The organism is Sphingomonas epibiotica (assembly GCF_039615155.1).
Lineage (GTDB): Bacteria > Pseudomonadota > Alphaproteobacteria > Sphingomonadales > Sphingomonadaceae > Sphingomonas.
The window spans coordinates 274,795-294,277 of sequence record NZ_JBDGHY010000002.1 but is presented as its reverse complement, the minus strand read 5'-3'; the positions used below and the strand labels follow the sequence as shown (position 1 = coordinate 294,277).

General features: G+C 64.2%; 22 protein-coding genes, 1 tRNA gene and 1 pseudogene. 13 read left to right on the top strand and 11 right to left on the bottom strand.

Features of this window, described 5'->3' with window-relative positions:
- Positions 1-12: 12 nt before the first annotated feature.
- Positions 13-753, top strand: coding sequence for a leucyl/phenylalanyl-tRNA--protein transferase (gene aat, locus AAIO73_RS05120; protein ID WP_345876667.1), 741 nt, complete (start codon positions 13-15; stop codon positions 751-753).
- Positions 754-788: 35 nt separating this feature from the next.
- Here the strand turns inward: aat and AAIO73_RS05115 are convergent.
- The 5 genes and pseudogenes from AAIO73_RS05115 to AAIO73_RS05095 all read right to left on the bottom strand — a co-directional run.
- A pseudogene (locus AAIO73_RS05115) lies at positions 789-1,022 on the bottom strand (DUF2155 domain-containing protein); the annotation flags it as partial.
- 215 nt (positions 1,023-1,237) lie between these two features.
- On the bottom strand, positions 1,238-1,630 hold the full coding sequence (locus AAIO73_RS05110) for an NADH:ubiquinone oxidoreductase subunit NDUFA12 (RefSeq protein WP_242116166.1): 393 nt from the start codon (positions 1,628-1,630) through the stop codon (positions 1,238-1,240).
- 45 nt (positions 1,631-1,675) lie between these two features.
- Positions 1,676-2,167 (bottom strand): DUF192 domain-containing protein, encoded by a 492-nt coding sequence (locus AAIO73_RS05105; RefSeq protein WP_345876666.1) that lies wholly within the window; start codon positions 2,165-2,167, stop codon positions 1,676-1,678.
- A 4-nt stretch (positions 2,168-2,171) separates the two neighbouring features.
- A complete protein-coding gene (locus tag AAIO73_RS05100; protein WP_345876665.1) occupies positions 2,172-2,756 on the bottom strand; it encodes a cold-shock protein in 585 nt (194 codons plus the stop codon).
- Positions 2,757-2,821: 65 nt separating this feature from the next.
- Positions 2,822-3,352, bottom strand: coding sequence for a regulatory protein RecX (locus AAIO73_RS05095; RefSeq protein WP_345876664.1), 531 nt, complete (start codon positions 3,350-3,352; stop codon positions 2,822-2,824).
- A gap of 126 nt (positions 3,353-3,478) precedes the next feature.
- On the opposite strand from AAIO73_RS05095, the gene AAIO73_RS05090 reads away from it, so the two are divergent.
- The 4 genes from AAIO73_RS05090 to AAIO73_RS05075 all read left to right on the top strand — a co-directional run bounded on the left by AAIO73_RS05090 (position 3,479) and on the right by AAIO73_RS05075 (position 6,848).
- Positions 3,479-5,233, top strand: a complete 1,755-nt coding sequence (locus AAIO73_RS05090; RefSeq protein WP_345876663.1) for a fatty acyl-AMP ligase — start codon at positions 3,479-3,481, stop codon at positions 5,231-5,233.
- 103 nt (positions 5,234-5,336) lie between these two features.
- Positions 5,337-5,412: transfer RNA gene (locus AAIO73_RS05085), tRNA-Trp, on the top strand.
- A gap of 208 nt (positions 5,413-5,620) precedes the next feature.
- Positions 5,621-6,184: a sigma-70 family RNA polymerase sigma factor gene (locus AAIO73_RS05080; protein WP_345876662.1), complete on the top strand. Its 564-nt coding sequence runs from the start codon at positions 5,621-5,623 to the stop codon at positions 6,182-6,184.
- Positions 6,177-6,848, top strand: coding sequence for an anti-sigma factor (locus AAIO73_RS05075; RefSeq protein WP_345876661.1), 672 nt, complete (start codon positions 6,177-6,179; stop codon positions 6,846-6,848). Before AAIO73_RS05080 ends, AAIO73_RS05075 begins: the two co-directional genes overlap by 8 nt.
- Before the next feature lie 185 nt (positions 6,849-7,033).
- On the opposite strand, the gene AAIO73_RS05070 is transcribed toward AAIO73_RS05075, so the two are convergent.
- Complete coding sequence (locus AAIO73_RS05070) at positions 7,034-7,441, bottom strand: response regulator (protein ID WP_345876660.1); 408 nt, start codon at positions 7,439-7,441, stop codon at positions 7,034-7,036.
- Positions 7,442-7,670: 229 nt separating this feature from the next.
- Between AAIO73_RS05070 and AAIO73_RS05065 the strand changes: the two genes are divergently transcribed.
- From AAIO73_RS05065 to AAIO73_RS05045, 5 genes are all read left to right on the top strand, one after another.
- Entirely contained in the window at positions 7,671-8,258 is a 588-nt protein-coding gene (locus tag AAIO73_RS05065) for a YqaA family protein (protein ID WP_345876659.1), read from the top strand.
- A 92-nt stretch (positions 8,259-8,350) separates the two neighbouring features.
- Positions 8,351-9,022: an outer membrane beta-barrel protein gene (locus AAIO73_RS05060; RefSeq protein WP_345876658.1), complete on the top strand. Its 672-nt coding sequence runs from the start codon at positions 8,351-8,353 to the stop codon at positions 9,020-9,022.
- 177 nt (positions 9,023-9,199) lie between these two features.
- Positions 9,200-9,397 carry a preprotein translocase subunit SecE gene (gene secE / locus AAIO73_RS05055; protein ID WP_056454132.1) on the top strand — a complete coding sequence of 66 codons (198 nt, stop codon included), beginning with the start codon at positions 9,200-9,202 and terminating at the stop codon, positions 9,395-9,397.
- 43 nt (positions 9,398-9,440) lie between these two features.
- The gene (nusG, locus tag AAIO73_RS05050; RefSeq protein WP_055759843.1) at positions 9,441-9,980 is read left to right on the top strand and encodes a transcription termination/antitermination protein NusG; all 540 of its coding nucleotides are present in this window, start codon (positions 9,441-9,443) and stop codon (positions 9,978-9,980) included.
- 474 nt (positions 9,981-10,454) lie between these two features.
- Entirely contained in the window at positions 10,455-11,720 is a 1,266-nt protein-coding gene (locus AAIO73_RS05045; protein ID WP_345876657.1) for a hypothetical protein, read from the top strand.
- 12 nt (positions 11,721-11,732) lie between these two features.
- On the opposite strand, the gene AAIO73_RS05040 is transcribed toward AAIO73_RS05045, so the two are convergent.
- Positions 11,733-12,554 (bottom strand): hypothetical protein, encoded by an 822-nt coding sequence (locus AAIO73_RS05040; RefSeq protein WP_345876656.1) that lies wholly within the window; start codon positions 12,552-12,554, stop codon positions 11,733-11,735.
- A 154-nt stretch (positions 12,555-12,708) separates the two neighbouring features.
- On the opposite strand from AAIO73_RS05040, the gene rplK reads away from it, so the two are divergent.
- Positions 12,709-13,140: a 50S ribosomal protein L11 gene (rplK, locus tag AAIO73_RS05035; RefSeq protein WP_242116154.1), complete on the top strand. Its 432-nt coding sequence runs from the start codon at positions 12,709-12,711 to the stop codon at positions 13,138-13,140.
- Positions 13,141-13,144: 4 nt separating this feature from the next.
- Positions 13,145-13,843 carry a 50S ribosomal protein L1 gene (rplA, locus tag AAIO73_RS05030; protein ID WP_288411390.1) on the top strand — a complete coding sequence of 233 codons (699 nt, stop codon included), beginning with the start codon at positions 13,145-13,147 and terminating at the stop codon, positions 13,841-13,843.
- A 217-nt stretch (positions 13,844-14,060) separates the two neighbouring features.
- On the opposite strand, the gene AAIO73_RS05025 is transcribed toward rplA, so the two are convergent.
- From AAIO73_RS05025 to AAIO73_RS05015, 3 genes are read right to left on the bottom strand one after another with little or no spacing between them, the layout of a single operon-like run.
- Complete coding sequence (locus AAIO73_RS05025) at positions 14,061-14,555, bottom strand: nucleoside deaminase (RefSeq protein WP_345876655.1); 495 nt, start codon at positions 14,553-14,555, stop codon at positions 14,061-14,063.
- Positions 14,556-14,601: 46 nt separating this feature from the next.
- A complete protein-coding gene (locus tag AAIO73_RS05020; RefSeq protein ID WP_345876654.1) occupies positions 14,602-15,588 on the bottom strand; it encodes a polysaccharide deacetylase family protein in 987 nt (328 codons plus the stop codon).
- Positions 15,588-17,240: a histidine kinase dimerization/phospho-acceptor domain-containing protein gene (locus tag AAIO73_RS05015; RefSeq protein ID WP_345876653.1), complete on the bottom strand. Its 1,653-nt coding sequence runs from the start codon at positions 17,238-17,240 to the stop codon at positions 15,588-15,590. Before AAIO73_RS05015 ends, AAIO73_RS05020 begins: the two co-directional genes overlap by 1 nt.
- 178 nt (positions 17,241-17,418) lie before the next feature.
- Here AAIO73_RS05015 and AAIO73_RS05010 point away from each other — a divergent pair, with 178 nt between their 5' ends.
- Positions 17,419-17,886: an Lrp/AsnC family transcriptional regulator gene (locus AAIO73_RS05010; RefSeq protein ID WP_056454156.1), complete on the top strand. Its 468-nt coding sequence runs from the start codon at positions 17,419-17,421 to the stop codon at positions 17,884-17,886.
- A gap of 275 nt (positions 17,887-18,161) precedes the next feature.
- On the opposite strand, the gene AAIO73_RS05005 is transcribed toward AAIO73_RS05010, so the two are convergent.
- On the bottom strand, positions 18,162-19,460 hold the full coding sequence (locus AAIO73_RS05005) for a tetratricopeptide repeat protein (protein WP_345876652.1): 1,299 nt from the start codon (positions 19,458-19,460) through the stop codon (positions 18,162-18,164).
- Positions 19,461-19,483 lie beyond the last annotated feature (23 nt).

The following is a 19,483-nucleotide window of genomic DNA, read 5'->3' as shown; positions in this document are numbered from 1 at the left end:
AGGGTGCGGCCGATGGCGCCCCTGTTCGAACTGGACCCGCAAACGCTGCTGCGTGCCTATGCCAGTGGCATCTTTCCGATGGCCGACGATCGCGACGCGCCCGGCATCTACTGGGTCGAACCGAAGCTGCGCGGCATATTGCCGCTCGACGGTTTCCATCTGTCGCGCTCGCTGCGCAAGCTGATCGCGTCAAATCGCTACCGCGTCACCGCCGACCATGCGTTCGAGGATATCATCAGCCTGTGCGCCGAAAGCGCGTCCGACCGGCCGGAGACGTGGATCAACGGCACGATCGAACAGTCCTTCATCCGCCTGCACGAAATGGGGCTCGCCCATTCGGTCGAGGTCTGGGACGGTCAACGTTTGGCCGGCGGGCTGTACGGCCTCGCACTCGGTCAGGCATTTTTCGGCGAATCGATGGTCAGCCGCGCACCCAGCGCATCGAAGGTCGCATTGGCATGGCTGGTCGCACGGCTGCGCGTCGGCGGCTTCAAACTGCTCGATTGCCAGTTCCTGACCGACCATCTGGCGACGATGGGCGCGATCGAGGTGCCGCGCAAAACCTATTCGTTGCTGTTGGCCGGTGCGCTGGGGTTCGATTCAGCAGGCACCTCGGGACCCGCCACCGCCGCGTTCGACGCGCTTGACCGGCGCGGTGCCGTGCCCGACGAAGCCGTGGCGGCACCCGCCGATACCGTGTCCGGCCCCCTGTCGGGGAAGGACATCGTGCAGCTCTTGAGCCAGACGTCGTAGATCGGGTGCAGCACGACGTTCAGCGCCGGACGCTCCTTGAACAGCCAACCCGAAAAAGGCCGCCGCCATTTCGCATCCGCGCCCAGCACATCGACCTGCACGAACGCGCCGGTATATTGCTCCTGCTCCCACGGCGCGGTGCGCTCACAGGCGCGTAGACGGACGATCACGTCACCGACGCGTGTCGCCTGTCCGGGCTTGAGGGTCAGGTCGCGGGTTTCGCCGTTACGCTTGTTAAGCAGGCCGACGACCGCGACCCGATCGGCCATCGGCGTCGCCCCGGCGAGCAGGTTGCTGTCCAGCCCGGTATCGACGCTGACCACTTCCGGGGCACCCGGATTGGGACGGACCGTGTCGGGTACCGCGATCTCCGCAGAGGCGGGCCGCGTCGTCTGCGCCGGACGGTGCCAGCGTTGCCAGCCGAACCAGCCCGCGACTGTCAGGATCAGGACGATCGCCAGCCCGACCAGCCAGCGGCGTGGATTCACGCGTCGGGGCTCCACGCCTCGTAATCACCGGTTGCCCGTACGCGCGCGCCACCCTTGTCGAGAACGCCCGGCGGGCGATAGGCGAGCGCGGTGCCGGTCTGGTTCTCGACCGGCGGCTGCTGCCACTGGCGCACCGGCGGCAGCGATTCGTCGGGCGTGCCCTCGATCTGATGGTGCAGCCAGCTGAACCATTCGGGCGGCACGCGGCTCGCATCGTTCGATCCCGAATAGATCACCCAGCGGCGCGGATTGCCCGCGGTGTCCCGACCGCCCTGGTAATAGACGTTGCCGAGATGGTCGGTCCCGACCTGCGTCTTGCCGCGCAAGCCGAGCCAGGTGCCGAAGGTGGCACCATTCCACCAGGTGAAGACGTTCGCGAGGATTCCCATGCGCGCTCGCTTAGCGCCTGCCCACGCCCGCGACAATGGGGCGGATCATTTCCACGTCACCTTGTCGCCCGCGGCAATGCCCAGTTCGCCCGCCCGTCCACCGGCAATCTCCAGCACCGCCGCGATCGGTTCGCCCGATTCGACCTTCGCCTGCGAAAACGGCACGGCATTCTCGCCGATGGTCGCGATCGTGCCGTCGGCACGGATGAAGAGGATGTCGAGCGCGTTCGGCGTATTCTCCATCCAGAAGCTTGCCGCCTTGGGCGGTCCGCCGTCAGGAGGATAGGGCGCGAACAACATTCCCGCATCGGGCGCCAGTCGCGCACGGTACATCAAACCCTGCTGCTGCTGCGCCTCGTTCGCGGCGACTTCCGACTTGAAGATATGCGCCTTGCCATCGGCAGTGGTGATCGTGACCGGCTTGATCGTCATGCCATGTTCTGACACCGTTTCCTTGGCCGCGGTTTCACCCTTGCAGCCACCGATCGCCGCCAACAGCGCAACCGCCGCCAGCCCTGAAAATCGCAAACTTGTCACGCCGTTACTCGCCCGTTTCGACCGCAATGGCCATCGGCCCCTTCTGCCCCTCGACGATGCGGGCGACAAGCCGCTGGTCGGGTTCGACTTCCTCGATGCCGCCGCGGCGCAGCGTCTCCATATGGACGAACACGTCGCCGGCTTGGCCATCGCGGACCAGAAAGCCATAGCCCTTCAGTCGATTGAACCATTTGACCGAAACCGGTTCGAACGGTCCTGCCTGTTCGGCCAACGCCATCCGGTCGGGCCGTTCGACCGCGCGGCGGACCGGTTCGATCGCCAGCGACAGGTCGATCTCGAGGATTTCGACCGCCTGCATTCCGCGGCTGCGTCGGGCGGCATTGCACAGGACGATCGCGCCTTCGGGCAGGGTGCGGCGGCCATGCGGCTCCAGCACCGAAAAGTGGATCAGCACGTCGCCCAGGCTGCTGTCGTCGGCCACCGCGAACCCGAAACCGCGCGTGACGTCGAACCATTTGATGACGCCACGCACCGACGTGATCACATCGTCGCGGATATGGGACACCGCCGCTGCCGCCGCCGGCGGAACCGCGCAATCATCGGCAATCGTTCGCGCTTCCAGACGCATCGTTGCTTACCCCCTGGCGCCCTTTGTAACACGATGTTTCATGAACGCGACGGTTTCTTTGTAATTTACCAATCGCCGGCCCACTCCTCCGCGTCACCGGGTGTCATGGCGGCGATTCGGCGGGACAGCGTCGGGGCGTGGCCGGCACGGACCATCGCCGCGATCTGCTTTTCGCGGCGGTCGCGCTCGACCGCCTCGGCAGCGAACGGACCGATCCGCTTGCGCCGGGCAAAGGCCATGGCCGACGCCTCCGCCCCCTCGTCCAGCGTATCGACCACCGCGTCGCTATCGTCCATTGCCACCCCCGCATGCCGCAGCGCGTCGCGCACCCGTCGCGCGCCTAGCCCCCGCCGCGTCATCGCTGCCGCCCGCGCCTCGGCAAAGGCACGGTCATCGACATAGCGCAGTTCGGCCATGCGGTCGGCCAGCGCCGCGATATCGACCGTGCCGTCCGCCCCGCGCTCGCGCAGCTTTCGGGTCAGATAGGCGACCAGCTTCGCCCGCGTCGTGGCATAGCGTTCAACATAGCGTAAGGCGACCCGTTCCAGAGCGGGCTGGTCGAGAGGCTGTAAGGGACGACGCGGGTCACGGGACATGCGCCATGTTTGTGCCACACTGGGTCGCGATTTTGAAATCAACTGTGCCGGGCGGTACTTTGCCGCTATGGCGACACGCTTCGAACGCCGCGAACGCGTGCGAACGGTGCCGAGAGTTGGACAAGAATGACGACGAATCTTGAAGGAAGTGTTGCAATCGCGCTGGAAGCGACCCCGACGGTCGATGCTTTGCCGCGCCGGTTCGCGGACTTCGCCACGCTGGGCGAGGCGATGGATTACGCCGCGCAAGGCACGCGCGGGCTGAATTTCCATGACGCGCGCGGCACGCTGAAGCGGGCCTACCCGTTTCGCGAAATGCGCGAGGATGCGTTGCAACAGGCGTATCGCCTGATCGCGAAGGGGGTGCGGCCTAACGACCGCATCGCGCTGATCGCCGAAACCGGCGCCGAGTTCGCCGCCTTGTTCTTCGGCGTGGTCTATGCCGGTGCGTGGCCGGTGCCGTTGCCGCTGCCCACGTCGTTCGGCGGGCGCGAGGCCTATGTCGAACAGCTTCGCGTCCAGCTCGACAGCTGCGATCCCAAAACGCTGTTCTACCCGGCTGAACTCGAAGCGATGGCGGGCGAAGCCGCGCGGATTGCCGGCGTCGAAGGAATTGATTGGGAAAGCTTTTCGGCAAAGGATGCGCCGGTCGCCGACCTGCCGCGGGCGTCGACCGACGACATCTGCTATCTGCAATATTCCAGCGGCTCGACGCGTTTCCCGCATGGTACGGAGATCACGCACGCGGCGCTGCTCAACAATCTGGCGGCGCACAGCCACGGCATGGAACTGGTCGAGGAAGATCGCTGCATCTCGTGGCTGCCCTGGTATCACGATATGGGGCTGGTCGGCTGCTTCCTGTCGGTCGTCGCCAATCAGGTATCGACCGACTATCTAAAGACCGAGGATTTCGCGCGGCGACCGCTGGCGTGGCTCGACCTGATCACGCGCAACCAGGGTAATTCGATCTCCTATTCGCCGACCTTCGGCTACGACATCTGCGCGCGGCGCATGTCGAGCCAGACCAAGGCGGCGGACCGGTTCGACCTGTCGCGCTGGCGGCTGGCGGGCAATGGCGCGGACATGATCCGTCCCGATGTGATGCAGTCGTTCGTCGACGCCTTTGCCGATGCCGGCTTCAAGGCGTCGGCCTTCCTGCCGTCCTACGGCCTCGCCGAAGCGACGCTGGCGGTGGCGATCATGCCGCCGGGCGAAGGAATCATCGTCGAACTGGTCGAGGAAACCGAGCTTTCCGGTCATGCCGGCCGCGCTGACCGGCCACAGCGCTACCGCGCGATCGTCAATTGCGGGAAACCGGTCCGCGACATGGCGATCGAGATCCGCGAAGAGGACGGCACGCCGCTTCCCGAGCGCGCGATCGGCAAGGTGTGGTGCAAGGGGCCGTCGCTGATGAGCGGCTATTTCCGCGATCCCGAAGCGACCGCCGCCTGCATGGTCGATGGCTGGCTCGACACGGGCGACATGGGTTATCTGTCTGACGGATATGTTTATATCGTCGGCCGGGCGAAGGACATGATCATCGTCAACGGCAAGAATCACTGGCCGCAGGACATCGAATGGGCGGTTGAACAACTTCCCGGGTTCAAGGCCGGGGACATCGCCGCCTTCGCCATCACTACCCCGGGCGGTGAGGAGACGCCGGCCGTCCTGGTCCAGTGCCGCGCTTCGGACGAGGGCGAGCGTCAGCGGCTGCGCGAGGAAATTCGCGAGCGCGTACGGTCGGTTACCGGCATGAACTGCGTCATCGAACTGGTTCCGCCGCGCACCCTGCCCCGCACGTCGTCGGGCAAGCTCAGCCGTGCCAAGGCGCGCAAGCTGTATCTTGAAGGCGAGATCAAGCCCTACGCCATCGCCGCCTGATCGTTCGGGGCGGCATTTTTCGCTTTCCTACGAGCGCCCGCTCCCCTAACCACAAATCGGCCTTGCCCTTCCGGTTCGTCCGGGATAGAGGCCGCGTCCGCACACGAGTGTAGCTCAGCTGGTAGAGCATCGGTCTCCAAAACCGAGGGCCGGGGGTTCGAATCCCTCCACTCGTGCCAGCGCACTGCCGTCGCCGGGTCGGACGGCGCGCGGTCGACAACGGGATTATCAAGACCTTCCGGATGCTGCCTTGGCTCCGCATGCGCGCCGCGATCGAAAGACGATCACGCGACGCATCCCCGCCCTTGCCCCTTGTCCGCTAACGCATTGGCGCATAACCACGGCGGGTCCGATCGACGACGGGCCGAGTAGGGACGAGTGCTGGATATGACGACGGACACGTTGGACGAGCGGATCCAGCTATGCGAAATGCTCCGCCGGGTCGCAGCTGAGGACCGGGATGCGCTGGGCGAACTGTACCGCATGACGTCGGCGCGGCTGTTCGGCATCTGCCTGCGCATCTGCGGCGACCGTAGTTCGGCCGAAGACGTGTTGCAGGAAGTGTACACGATCATCTGGAAACGAGCGGGCGCGTTTCAGGTCGGCTCGATCTATCCGATCGCGTGGCTGGCGACGATCGCGCGCAACCGGTCGATCGACTGGGTCCGGGCCAGCGGTCGACGGGCGACGCGTCCGATCGAAGAGGCGGTCGACGTCGCCGACGATCGGCCCGATCAACGCGTCGCGGCGGAACGCGCCGAAGCCGTGCAGCGGCTATATGACTGTCTGGACGAGCTGAGCGCGCCGCAGCGTGACGCGATCCGTACCGCGTTCGTCCATGGCATGACCTATGCCGAAATCGCCGATGCCCGCGACGTTCCGATCGGGACGATGAAGAGTTGGGTTCGACGCGGGTTGTTGCAATTGCGTGGATGTGTCGGCGATGTCTGATCCTGATCCCGATATGATGGCGGCCGAGTTCGCGCTCGGGCTGCTGGAGGGTAACGAAAAGGCGACGGCATTGCGCCGATCGCTGTCGGACCCGCATTTCGCCCGTGAGGTCGAAGGGTGGCGGCAACGTTTCGCGGCAATGTTCGACGAATATCGCGCGGAACCGGCACCCGCGTTCCGCATCGACCGGATACTTCCCCCGGCGGCGGCACCCCGATCGCGGTTCCGGTGGGCGTTCGTGCCCTTGGCCGGCGCGATCGCCGCATCGGTGGCGTTGCTGCTCGTCCGACCCGACACGCCGGTCGCGCCATCGCCCGCGCCGCCGCTGCAACAGACGATGCTGGCCGTCCTCGTGCCGACCGACCGGAACGGAACCCCCTTCGCCGCGTCGATCGACCTTGCCGATCGCGAGGTTCGCGTCGTCGCCGCCGGCCTGGCGCGCGAGGGCAAGGACGCGCAGCTGTGGATCATCCGCGACGGCGTGCCGCATTCGATCGGCCTGCTCGACCGCACCGGCGCCACCCGGCTCGTGCTGCCGGCCGCCGAGCGGACGCTGCCGACGAGCGACGAAGTGCTGGCGGTTTCGATCGAGCCGTTGGGCGGTTCGCCGACCTCGACGCCGACCGGCCCCGTCGTCGCGAGCGGACCGCTGTCGCGGACTTAGAGTCGGATGACGAGACCCTGACCCGTTCGTCCTGAGTAGCCATTGAGCTTGTCGAAATGGCGTATCGAAGGACCTTCTGGGGCAGGTGCTTCGATACGGGTCTTCGACTTCGCTCAGCCCCTACTCAGCACGAACGGTTCTACCTGTTGTCAGCACGCCATAGCGCTCGCCGACCTCGGATATCGTCAGATCGCCTTGGCCAGCGGTTCGGGCTTCTTGTCGTCGGGCAGCGTCTTCGCCAGATGTTCATGCACCATCCGCGCGTTGAACGGTTTGGAGATGAACGTCGCTCGCGCCGGCATGTCGCCTTCTTCCGGCAGCACATGCCCCGATGCGATGACGATTTCGATATGCGGCCATTGGTCGTCGACATGGCGCGCCAGGCTGAAGCCGTTGGTCGATCCCGGCATGTCGACGTCGGAGAACAATAGGACGATGCTTTCCCAATGTTCGGCCAGCACGCCTTTCGCCTCGTCGCCGTCCATCGCTTCGTGGACCCGAAACCCGGCATCCTCAAGGATGATCGTCGTATCCATCAGGATCAGGGGATCATCGTCGACGACGAGCGCGAAGGGGACGGTCGAGGGAGCCATGCCGCTTCAACCGTTCAGGCACCGACATGTTGCGGTAAAAAGCGACAGGCACGGCGATTGGCCGGCATCGACCGGGCGTGAACCCGCCGCAATGTCCGAAACGCCGGACCGCGCGGTTTATGCGGTTGCGCGGCCGTTACGTTCCATGCTTTAAGCCCGGCGCGATCAGCGGGCTGGTCCACGATATTGCTCGCTGCGACCGACCGCACCCCGCGCCGACCCCGAATGGATGCCGACGATGTTTCGTGCGCTGTACGACTGGACGCTTCGCCTTGCCAACCATCGGCATGCGGTCCGCAGCCTTGCCGTCGTCAGCTTCTGCGAAAGCTCGTTCTTTCCGATCCCGCCCGACGTGGTGCTGGTGCCGGTCATCCTGCAACACCGCAGTCGCGCCTATCAGATCGCCGCGATCTGTACGATCGCGTCGGTGATCGGGGGCATGGTCGGCTATGCGATCGGCTATTTCCTGTGGGACACGGTCGGGGCGTGGGTCATCAACCTGTACGGATTGCAGGACAAGGCCGCGAAGTTCCAGGCCGGGTTCGCCGAATATGGCGCGGCGATCATTCTGCTCAAGGGACTGACGCCGATCCCGTTCAAGCTGGTGACGATCGCGTCGGGGCTAGCGAAGTTCAACTTCGCGATGTTCGTGCTGACCGCGACCATCACCCGCGCCTTCCGCTTTTTCCTGATCGCCTTCCTGCTCAAGAAATATGGACAGCCAGTGCAGACGTTCATCGAGAAGCGGCTGACGCTGATCGGGACGTTGCTGGTCGTCGCGCTGGTCGGCGGGTTCGCGGCGGTCAGTTTGCTCTGAACCGGACCAAAGTATGGGCGACTTCGTAACCCTTATACGATAACGGCCCGCCGTCCGACGCGACAACCGCGCGGACCGAAGGGGGATTATCGATGAAGTTTCAGGCAGCGGCCGTGTTGGCCGCAACCATGGCGTTCGCCCAGCCCGCCGCCGCGCAGGTCGCACCGACCGCGCCGCAGCCCTACCCCGAAATGCGCGAGCGCCTGCCGCGCAATCCGTTGCAGGGCCTGCGGATTGAGGCGACGGTCGGCTATGACCGGCTGGAGGGCAATTACTACGAAGACGATACCAAATATTATGACGGCTATGACGGCATCGGTTTCGGCGGTGAGATCGGGTACGACTTCGCCGTCAGCCGCAAGGTGCTGCTCGGCGCCTATGCCGGGATCGGCAAGTCCACCCAGAAGCAGTGCGACGAGATCTTCGGCGGCGACGAACTGTGCCAGAAGGCCGGCACCGCGCAATATGCGGGTGTCCGCGTTGGCTTCCCGATGGGTGTGCGGTCGCAGCTCTATCTGCGCGGCGGCTATTCGAACGCCAAGCTGAAGCTGGATTATGATGCGCCGGGCACCTCGCTCGATTTCTCGGCCAACGAGAATTACAACGGCTACCATATCGGTGCCGGCGCCGAATTCGGCGTAGGCGGTGGCGCCTATCTGAAGGGCGATGTGGCCGCCACCCAGTATATGACCAAGGAGACGCTGTATGACGGCGTCAATTTCATGCGCGTCCAGGCGCGGGTCGGGATCGGCGTCCGCTTCTGATCTGCCACGGGGCGGCGGTGGTGCCGCCCCGTTCTCCCCTGCGCTTGCTTCCTTCGCGCTAGATCGCTAGATACCATGCCCAATCCGACAGCGTGGATGGGCAGCGCCGGTTTCCAGAAGGAACCGGACGGGGCCTTGTGTCCCGCGGTCGGTCAACCGTTAACGAAGGTCAGGCACGTGGCGAAGGTTACCCCAGTCGAATTCATGCGGCAGGTCCGGGCCGAAACCGCGAAGGTGACGTGGCCGACGCGTCGCGAGACGGTGATGACCGCGGTGATGGTCGTCATCATGACGACGCTGCTCGCGCTGTTCTTCCTCGGCGTGGATTCGGCGTTCGACGCGATCGTCAAGGCGCTGCTGAAGCTCGCCCAGTAACCGGCCCGTCCCCTACCCCCTTCGAATAGTCCAAAGGATACGCATGTCGCGCTGGTACATCATTCACGCCTATTCGGGGTTCGAGGGCAAGGTCCGCGATTCGATCCTCTCCGAAGCGACGCGCCTCGGCCTCGACCATGCGGTCGAAGCGATCGAAGTCCCGACCGAGAATGTGACCGAAGTCCGTCGCGGCAAAAAGGTGCAGTCCGAGCGCAAGTTCATGCCGGGCTATGTGCTGGCGAAGCTGGACCTGAGCGACCAGGTCTATCACCTCGTCAAGAACACGCCGAAGGTCACCGGCTTCCTCGGATCGTCGGGCAAGCCACAGGCGATCAGCGAGGCGGAAGCCACGCGGATGCTCAACAGCAAGGAAGAGGCCGCCGCCTCGCCCACCAAGCAGAAGATCAAGGTCGATTTCGAGATCGGCGATTCGGTCAAGGTGCTGGACGGCCCGTTCGCGAGCTTCAACGGCGTGGTCGAGGAACTGGACTTCGACAAGTCGAAGGTGAAGGTTTCGGTGTCGATCTTCGGGCGGGCAACGCCGGTCGAACTGGATTTCGAGCAGGTCGAGAGAAGCAAGTAAGGCCACGCCTTACTTGCTGGCCGCACGAAATTAGCGCGAGCTAATTTCGAGACGGCGACCGACCGGCCGGCGGGTGCAAACCCGACCGACGTTAGCGGCGTAGGGCGAAGGCCCTGCGCCGTTTTTTGCTATCTTAATCCCAGCAGCGTTATTGAAGCCTGTGACTTTGAACGTCATACCACTGCGATGTCATGGCACACTCTCAAGCTTGAGCTAGATCGATCAATTCAGGACCACACTGGCAGGATTGCATACCGTACTGCTGCCAGAGCACTAACGCATGTTGCAAACAATCTAGCGCTAACGAGACAGTCCAAAGAGGCGTCCTCGCCTGTAATAATTAAAGTATTCCGGGGACTATTAACAGCGCGTAGCGCATTAGACCATTACGACTCCGACACAATAGCCGCTATTACGCGGTCTGTTATAGCCTTGAGTCAGCATCAATCTAGCTTCAACTCAGTTGCACGAACTGTGCGTCTTTCTCTGAGCACCATTCTGGATGAAACACGCGTTGGCAGTGTAGAAAACGTGCGTAGAGCACTTCAATCTGCTGGCGACTTGGTAAACAATGTAACGCGGAACGAGGGTCGCTCATTGCCCCTCATTGACGTATGGCAAGCGGCAGAGGACGATTTTGACCGCATTAAACATAACCGAGGCCTTCCCCCTCCGTTAAGCGTAACCTTTGCAGACACAAGGTCTTGGCAAAATCTAAACTCCCATCTTCTAGCTTTTGACCCGAGTTGGTCGGTGTGGCTCATTTGGCTAAGATTTCGCCTCATGGGCATCACATCAGATGATATACCATCGGCACTGTGGCCAAAAATCGAACGCAAAATCGCCCTGATGCCGGAGGCTTTTTGGCAACAAAGCGAGAAGCAGATTTGCGAGGAATTTGCCGCTACGATCGTAGATGTCGTAGAAGAAAATCTTGAACTAGAAGCAAATAAAGAACAAAATCCAGCTGGACTACGGTTTTCTATCGTAGAAGATATTAAAATAGATGTTTTGGAAGAACGAACTACCGAAACTGCTGAAATACGCACCACCGTATCGAATGAAGTTGTAAGAAATGCAACAAGACTCTTAGATTTATGCGATGACAACTCGGCATCTTTGCTTCGTAGTAAAATTGAAGATTATCTTGAAACATTGAATGGCGGAGTTTGGACAGACGAGATGCTGCTCGTAATGCGAGGAGACATTCTTCGTAAGGAAGTCATATTTCAGGAAAATTGGAACGAGGATTCAGACATTCCACCTCTGAAACCGTCCGCACTACAATCCTTGGTACAAACCGTCCGCCTTCACAATGCGTTGGTCAACAGCCATACCAACCTTGCAAAAGCAGATCGAATGCTCCTTAGTCCCGAAGTTACTCCTGAAAATTCAAACCTATCCGACCTGCGGACGCTACTTGCAAGTGCAGCGAAGGATCGAATTTTATCCGACAGAGCAAATGTCGCCCTTCAAGATATATTTCTATACTCCGATCATTCTCCGCGATCTATAGTTACATCTTTTTCAGCTTCGAATTTTATTAGACTCATTTTTAGGTATTTGTGGAATTACAAGAAGAGCTTTACAGTTTCTGGCTCTGCGGTAATGGTAGCGTCGTTTGGAAAATGGGCTTTGGCAAATGAAGTACTACTAGCGAAATATTTCTCAATGAACCCGACTATGAGCATAGTAGTAGCACGTGTTTTCGAATTTCTGCATCGCCTGCCATTACTATGAAATAATGGAGCCTCACCCCTTCCGAAGCGCAATCTCCAACGCCACCTCCCAACCGCCCGGCTCCCACTGCGTCCTGCGGCCACCCCGCCGCCACTCCAGCTGCGCATATTCCACCATCCGCATCTCCTCCTCGGCCAGCAGCAACTTGGCGCGATAGTCCTTCGCCTTGCGCTCCAGATACGCGGCGTTGCTCTCGCCGCGCTTCGGGGCGAGGTCGGGTTCCACCAGTCCCTTCGCCCGCTTGTCGTTCCACGCGATCATCTGCATCGCTTGGTGCACGGTCATCGCCGGGATCGGCGGGGGATCGTTGTGGCGCCAATGGTCGTGGACGTTCGCCTCGGACAGCGAGCTTTCGAGCAGCGCCGCTTCCAGCCGTTCGGACCCCACCGCCAGCGCGACGCGCATTTCGCGGGCGAAGCCGGGGTGGTTGCGCGCGCGGGCGTAGAAGCTGGAGTGCGCGAAGCCGGCGGCGGCTGCGGAGAGGCGGACGTTCGCGGTGGCGCTCAAGGCCGCGAGGAAGCGTTGTTCGGCGTCGCGGTCGATCGTGCGGGTCTTGGAGACGCGCAGTTGCAGGCGGCCTTTCGAGCGGACGACGCGCGCCGGGCCTTCCGTCTGCTCGGGCTTGGCAAGGCGGGCGGCGGCGAGGGTCAGGGCCGCTTCCCAGCGCTGGGCGAAGTCGGGGTCGGCGTTTCGCCGCTTGGTGAGCATCGAGCGGTTGAGGCCGAGGGTGCGCGCGGCGTCGCGGGCGTTGCCGCTGCGTTCGAGTTCGGTCGGGAACGCGGCGTTCTGCAACGCCTGTTTGCGGGTATAAGGACGTGGGGCGGAGGCTGGCATGACCCCATCGGATCAGGCGAAATCCTACATTGCAAGGGGGGCCGCTTTGCGCTAAGCGCGCCGCTTCCCAAACGACAGTTTTGGAAACCATGGCGGGAGGCCGGTCCGACAGGATTGCGCCGCACGAACCGCTAAACTTGAAAGAGAGTGAACCATGGCCAAGAAGATTACCGGCTATATCAAGCTGCAGGTGCCGGCGGGCGAAGCCAAGCCGTCGCCGCCGATCGGCCCGGCGCTGGGTCAGCGCGGCGTGAACATCATGGAATTCTGCAAGGCGTTCAACGCGCAGACCGGCGATGCTCCGAAGGGCACCCCGCTGCCGACGATCATCACCGTCTATGCCGACCGTTCGTTCAGCTTCGAGACCAAGACGCCGCCGGCGACGTACCTCATCAAGCAGGCGATCAACCTGAAGTCGGGTTCGAAGGAACCGGGCAAGGTGAAGGCCGGCAGCATCAAGCGGTCGCAGCTTAGCGAAATCGCCACGATGAAGATGAAGGATCTGAACGCCAACGACATCGACGCGGCGACGAAGATCATCGAAGGTTCGGCCCGCGCGATGGGCCTCGAAGTGGTGGAGGGTTAAGACTGTGGCCAAGCTGACCAAGAAGGCGAAGACCCTCGCCGCTGCCGTTGACGCGCAGAAGCTGTACGGCGTCGATGAAGCCATTGCGCTCGCCAAGACCCATGCGACCGCCAAGTTCGACGAGACGATCGAAGTCGCGCTGAACCTGGGCGTCGATCCGCGTCACGCCGACCAGATGGTCCGTGGCGTCGTGACCCTGCCCAAGGGCACCGGCAAGACCGTGCGCGTCGGCGTGTTCGCCCGCGGCGCGAAGGCCGAGGAAGCCACCGCGGCGGGTGCCGATGTCGTCGGCGCCGAAGACCTGATGGACGCGATCCAGGGCGGCAAGATCGATTTCGATCGCTGCATCGCGACCCCGGACATGATGGGTCTGGTCGGTCGTCTCGGCAAGATCCTGGGTCCGAAGGGCCTGATGCCGAACCCGAAGCTCGGCACCGTCACGATGAACGTCGCGGCTGCGGTCGAAGCGGCCAAGGGCGGCCAGGTCGAATATCGCGTCGAAAAGGCCGGCATCATTCATTCGGGCATCGGCAAGGCGTCGTTCTCGGCCGCCGACCTGCGCGAAAACTTCGATGCACTGGTCGACGCGGTGGTGAAGGCCAAGCCGTCGGGCGCCAAGGGCAAGTATGTCCGCAAGGTTGCGGTCAGCTCGTCGATGGGCCCGGGCATCAAGGTCGACACGGCCGAGGTTGCAGGCGCCTGATCCGCACCGTTTTAGCGTTCGCTAAGACGGAGACGGATGGCGCCGGCCGGCGGGGCAAGGCCCCGACCGACGCCGCGGGATTTAATCCCGCGGCGGCCGACAAGCAGAACAAGGGGTCGGAGGCTTCGTGCTTCCGGCCCCTTTTCTGTGCCCCGCTCCCTTCCCATCCGGCTGCGCCGGACGGGCCCCTTCCCTCTCCCCTTAAGGGGAGAGGGAGTTACAGGTTGCCCTGTTCCTCCTTCGGAACATCATCGTCCGGCCCGTAGTACAGCGCCGCGCATTCCTCGCGCAGGCACCCGCCCTCGATGACGATGTCGTCGCGATACGCGTCGCCGATGAACGTCAGCGTGTCGATGTGGCGGTCCTCGAAATACATTTCGTGGACGTCGTCGCGGCCGGCGCCGTAGACGACGCGGGCGACCTTCGACCAGATCGAGGCCATGGTGCACATGCCGCACGGCTGGAGCGTCGAGTAGAGCGTCGCGCCGCGCAGTTCCATGTCGCGCTCGCTTTCGCAGGCGCGGCGGATCGCCATCATCTCCGCATGGGCGGTCGCGTCGGGCAGTTCCTGCGTCTGGTTGGGTTCGGCCGACAGGACGCGGTCGCCCAGGACGATGATCGACCCCAGCGGGGAACAGGACGGGTCGTCGCCCTTGGTGCGGGCGATGGCGATCGCCTGTCGCATCCAGTGTTCGTCTTGGGGCGTGAGCATCGGCAATTCCCTTCGCGCGGCGTAACGCGCCGGGGACGCGAAAGACTCAGGTGGCGGCGGCGAGAATGTCGTCGGGCGATGCCGATTGAACGTGCAGCTTCCCCAGCAGGCTCAGCACCGCATCCCACCAGCGCCAGAAAGCGGCGAGATCAGCCGCGTCCCGGACATAGGGCGTGTGGCCGGGCACGAGGCTGGGCGAATGATAGGCGAAGTTCAGGACGCGCACCCCCTCCCCCACCGCGACCCGCACCGCCTCCAGCGCGTCGGCGAGCGGCATGTCCTCGGGCGTCAGCGCGACGCGGTGGAGCAGACCGAGCCGGGCAAGCACGCCGCGCCCGCGCGGGACACGGCCGGCGCCTTTGTACAGCCGCTGCCCGCCCCGACGCAGCCGGCCAGTGAAGACTGTGGTCAGCGGCAGTTCGACGATGCCCTCGCCGGGACCGGTATGGAAGGCGTCGTTGCCGATCGCGCGATAGTCGGGACCGCCCTGCGCACGGTAATCGTAGCGGGCGCGCATCGAGCTATCGAGCGCATAGCCGCGTGCCGCCAGCAACCCCAGCGTCGCCGGTCCCAAACCATAGCGGCCGGCGCGATAGACGTTCGGGCGGGCGCCGGTGATCCGGGTCAACGCGTCGGTCAGCCGGTCGAGCTTGGCCGCCTCCAGCGCAGGCGGCAGATTGCCGGCGAAGCTGCTATGCGCGGTCAATGCCTCGTCGAATGGTGGGTTGACCCAGGGGTGCAGCTGCGCGCCGATCGTCGCATGGCCATCGGCAACGACGCCGCGCAATGCGTCGATCGCCGCCGGATCGCTCGCAACCGGATAGTCGACCAGATAGCAGCTCTGAACGCCATGTCCGGCAAAGCGGCGATGCGCGGCAGGCAAGGCGGCGACGGCGCTTACCCCCCAACCGTCGTGGCGGAACGGCGCACGCCAGTCGAACTCCTCCTCGGTGTCGACGAAGACGGTGAAGCGCGTGCCGAACCCGTCGCGCCACGTCACCGGACGGCCTTGGGCGGGCCGGAACGGGACCATCAGCGCCGCTGCGCCCGCCCGATTTCCACGACATTGGCGGCGGGGAGCCGCAGCGTCAGCGTCGCCGTGCCGAACACCAAAGTCCCGTCGAGTTCGCGGGCGAGATTGCGGGCGAGGCGCAGCGCGAAGCCGGTGCCGAGCAGCGACATGTCCTCTTCGCCATCATCGACGTCGAACACGCTGTCACCGGGCCATGCGTCGAGCGCCTGTGGCCGGTCGAGCACGATCGCGACATAGCCGTCGCCTTCAAGGCCGACGCGGACATGGATCGATTCGTCACGCCCGCCCGCCGACACCAGTGTCGCGAGCAGGCGGGCGAGCAGGCGCTCGACCGCACGACGATCGCCGGCGACGGCAGTGTCGGTCGGCTCGACCTCGAGCAACGTCCCGCGCAATTCGCACAGCGCGACGAGATCGGCGGCGATCACGTCGAACAACGGCCCGAGCGCCACCCGGTCGTCGCGCAGGTCGAGCGCATCGCCGTCGATCCGCGCGGCAAGGTCGAGATCGTCGATCACCGCGACCAGATCGCGCGAATGGTTGAGGATCGCGCCGGCGCGGTCGCGATAGACCGGCAGCACCGGACCCAGCAATTCCTGCTGGATCATCTCGGCAAAGCCGGCGATCGCACCGGCGGGCGTGCGCAGTTCGTGGACGAGCTGTCGCAGCTGTGCGACGCCAGCGTCGCGATTGGGTTCGGCGCGCTCGCCATGATAGGGGCGACGTGCGGTCCCGCGATAGCCGATGAAGCGGCCGGTGGCATGGTCGAACGCCGGCACGCCCGATACGAACCATTCGCCGGTCGCGTCGCTGTCGCCGCCGATGGTGAGGCGGGCATCGCGGAACGGCGCCCGCTTGCGCAGCGCCCCGGCGGCGATCGCATCGAACCGGGCATGGCCCGGCGTCGCGCAGAAATCGAGCGACAGACCGATCAGCGGTGCGCGGCTGACCCCGTCGACCCAGCGGATCTGGCCGGTGGCGTCGGCCTCAAAGCGGAAACTGTCCTGCGGAGCGACGGGCGGCGGCGGGGGCGGCGCGCCATCCTGCGCGCGCTCGAATGCCTCGATCCGGGCCATCACGTCGGCGATGCGGAACGGACCGGCGGGATCGGGTTCGCCTGCGGGGTCGGGGAGCCGTGTTTCGGGAACAAGCGGTTCGACGACGGACGGCTCGGAGACCGGCACCGGCGCCATGGCGACGGGTGCGACCTGCTCGACCGGGCGGTCGTCGCCCAGCACGAGGTCGACCGAGCCGAAGCTGTCGAGCGCACGATGGACGGCAGGGTCGAGGTCGCGGCGATTGCGGACCACGCCGCGGGCCGGCGGCGACAGGCGCGGCAACAGCGCCTGCCACTGATCGACCGACAGGTGCGCACCGCGCAGTACCGGCAGCGCCGCCTCGATCACGTCGGTCGCGAGCAGATCGACGAGGTCGACCGGGGGGCGGGCAAATTCGAGATCGCGGGCACTGGCGATGCGGACGGTGCGCGGCACATGATCGCGCAGGTCGTGCAGCAGGGCGATGGCGCGCGGATCGGGCGATACCCGGCCGCGACCGATCAGGTCGACCAGCTGCCGCCACACCGACGCGCGCGCGCCCTCACCCGACAAATCGGCAGCGAGAACCGTTTCGAGAGTGTCGTCGAAATGCACCAGCCACCCATGAAAGCACCCCGCAGAGCCGCGGCGCTAAGGAACCCTTAACGCGGTGACACGCATTCTGAAACTGCTCAATTTCGGTACGTCGCAATGTGGGACAATTACGCTTCCGCGCAATTTTGTGATGCTGTAGGCAGGGCTTTCATTCGAACAGAACCACGGACCGTAACTTATGGCTTTCGATCGTATCGACCGGCAAATCCTGTCGCTGCTGCAGGAGGACGGGCGGATGACGAACGTCGAACTGGCCGAACGCGTCGGGCTGACCGCGCCTCCCTGCCTGCGCCGCGTGCGCGCGCTGGAGGAGGCGGGCGCGATCAAGGGCTATCATGCCGCGCTCGATCCACGGCTGCTCGGGTTCACCATCACCGTCTTCGCGCTGGTCAGCCTGAAGAGCCAGGCGGGCAGCGATCTGGCGGCGTTCGAGGCGCATGTCGCGACGATTCCAGAGGTCCGCGAATGCCATATGCTCAACGGTGAGATCGACTTCATCCTGAAGATCGTCGCGGCTGATCTCGAAAGCTTCCAGTCGATGCTGACGACGCAGTTGATCACCGCGCCGAATGTCGCGAGCGTGAAGACGTCGCCGACGGTGCGGACGTCGAAGGCGTTGCCGGGGATACCGGTGGTTACCGAGTAGGCTTCGGGTTACCGGGGCGATTTCCCGGTGGCGCTGCGGTAGCCCTGCTTTCCCCTTACCCCGCCGCCGCTCGCCCTCCGTCCGTTCGCTTCGAGCGCAGGTTCGAGCTTGTCGAGAAGGCCGTGCCACAAACGCCGCGTTCTCGACGGACGCTTCTCGACAAGCTCGAAGCTGCTCGAACCGAACGGGTTGGAGTGTGGAAAGGTCTAAGGAAAAAAACGAAAACGGCCCGGACAGTCGCCTGTCCGGGCCGCTTCGACTGACGACAGACGAAGTCAGTTGTTGCCGACGACCGGGGTCGAGGCAACGATGCGCGGCTGATCGACGAACAGCGTCCAGAAGGTGGCGATCTCGCCCCGCGGGCCGCTGGTGACCTTGGCGAACGACGCCTTGGCGTCGGCCGCATTGCCCGAGCGCGCCTGGGCTATACCGATACGGGTGTTCACTTCGTCGGCATCGACGCCGCCCTTCTGCAGCGCGAGCTGATAGAGTTCGATCGCCTTGGCATTGTTGCCGTTCGCCAGATAGACGTTGCCGGCAGCCGCCGCCGCACGGCCATTCGCCCCCGCCTTCGCGCGGGTTTCGAGCGTCGCGACCGAGCCATCGGCCTTGATCTGGGTCTGCGCGGTGGTCTTGATGCCGTTGAACACCGTCGCCGATGCCGGAATCTTGCCCTGCGCGCGCCCTTCGTCGATCACCGTGACGGTTTCGTACGGCAGGCCGATATCCTGCGTGACCTGCGCATATTCGCGATAGTCGTTCTGGTCGGCGAGCGACTTGGTATCGCGCATCAGGCGGAGCACGTCGACCCGTGCCTGGTTGCCGAGGGTAGCGCCGTTATTGTCGGCACGATCGCGGAACAGGATCAACACCTTGCGCCAATTCGCCTGGGTCGGATATTCGGTCAGCTGGCGACGTGCCCACTGACCGGCATCGGCCGAACGCTTCGCCTTGTAGAGCTGCGATACCATATAGTCGTACCACTGCGACGGCACCGGCTGACCAGCGGCCTTCTTGGCGGCGATGACCTTGTCCATATTCTGGATGCCCGCGTCGATATTACCGCCCTGAATCTCGATCTGGGCGAGGCGCAGGTCGAGATCGGGGTCGTTATAGCCGGCCTGCTGCGCGCGCTGGAAAAACTGCTTGGCAGCGTCGCCCTGCTTCGCGTCGAGCGCGAGGATGCCGCGGTTGAAATACAGGCCGCCGCGCTCCTCGGGCTTCAGCTTCGGGCTGGCCAGCAGTTCGTCGATCGCCGCGGCGAGCGCCGGTCGATCATTCTTGCCCTGTGCCGCCTGCACCTTGATCTGGGCGAGGAAATAAGCCTCGTCCTGATTGCCGGCGGTCATCGCGGCCTGCGCGGCGGCGAGCTGCGTGTCGGCGGTGGCGAAGTCCTTGGCCTTCACCGCGGCGTCGGCGGCGAGGATGGCGGTGCGAAACGCTTCGCTGACCTGGGGGCCGGCGGGGGCGGCTTCTTCCTTCTTGCGCTTCTGGGCGTCGGCCGGCGGGGCGACGACCAGGGTTGCACCCAGGCCGAGCATGGCGGCGAGGGCAGCCTTGGAAACGAACGTCATGCCGTGATCTCTCCCGAAAACTG

Excerpts from the sequence above, each read along its gene's own strand:
- aat (WP_345876667.1), top strand. The coding sequence starts at position 13 with ATGGCGCCCCTGTTCGAACTGGACCCGCAAACGCTGCTGCGTGCCTAT.
- AAIO73_RS05110 (WP_242116166.1), bottom strand. The coding sequence starts at position 1,630 with ATGGGAATCCTCGCGAACGTCTTCACCTGGTGGAATGGTGCCACCTTC.
- AAIO73_RS05100 (WP_345876665.1), bottom strand. The coding sequence starts at position 2,756 with ATGCGTCTGGAAGCGCGAACGATTGCCGATGATTGCGCGGTTCCGCCG.
- AAIO73_RS05095 (WP_345876664.1), bottom strand. The coding sequence starts at position 3,352 with ATGTCCCGTGACCCGCGTCGTCCCTTACAGCCTCTCGACCAGCCCGCT.
- AAIO73_RS05090 (WP_345876663.1), top strand. The coding sequence starts at position 3,479 with ATGACGACGAATCTTGAAGGAAGTGTTGCAATCGCGCTGGAAGCGACC.
- AAIO73_RS05080 (WP_345876662.1), top strand. The coding sequence starts at position 5,621 with ATGACGACGGACACGTTGGACGAGCGGATCCAGCTATGCGAAATGCTC.
- AAIO73_RS05075 (WP_345876661.1), top strand. The coding sequence starts at position 6,177 with ATGTCTGATCCTGATCCCGATATGATGGCGGCCGAGTTCGCGCTCGGG.
- AAIO73_RS05070 (WP_345876660.1), bottom strand. The coding sequence starts at position 7,441 with ATGGCTCCCTCGACCGTCCCCTTCGCGCTCGTCGTCGACGATGATCCC.
- AAIO73_RS05065 (WP_345876659.1), top strand. The coding sequence starts at position 7,671 with ATGCCGACGATGTTTCGTGCGCTGTACGACTGGACGCTTCGCCTTGCC.
- AAIO73_RS05060 (WP_345876658.1), top strand. The coding sequence starts at position 8,351 with ATGAAGTTTCAGGCAGCGGCCGTGTTGGCCGCAACCATGGCGTTCGCC.
- nusG (WP_055759843.1), top strand. The coding sequence starts at position 9,441 with ATGTCGCGCTGGTACATCATTCACGCCTATTCGGGGTTCGAGGGCAAG.
- AAIO73_RS05040 (WP_345876656.1), bottom strand. The coding sequence starts at position 12,554 with ATGCCAGCCTCCGCCCCACGTCCTTATACCCGCAAACAGGCGTTGCAG.
- rplK (WP_242116154.1), top strand. The coding sequence starts at position 12,709 with ATGGCCAAGAAGATTACCGGCTATATCAAGCTGCAGGTGCCGGCGGGC.
- AAIO73_RS05025 (WP_345876655.1), bottom strand. The coding sequence starts at position 14,555 with ATGCTCACGCCCCAAGACGAACACTGGATGCGACAGGCGATCGCCATC.
- AAIO73_RS05020 (WP_345876654.1), bottom strand. The coding sequence starts at position 15,588 with ATGGTCCCGTTCCGGCCCGCCCAAGGCCGTCCGGTGACGTGGCGCGAC.
- AAIO73_RS05010 (WP_056454156.1), top strand. The coding sequence starts at position 17,419 with ATGGCTTTCGATCGTATCGACCGGCAAATCCTGTCGCTGCTGCAGGAG.
- AAIO73_RS05005 (WP_345876652.1), bottom strand. The coding sequence starts at position 19,460 with ATGACGTTCGTTTCCAAGGCTGCCCTCGCCGCCATGCTCGGCCTGGGT.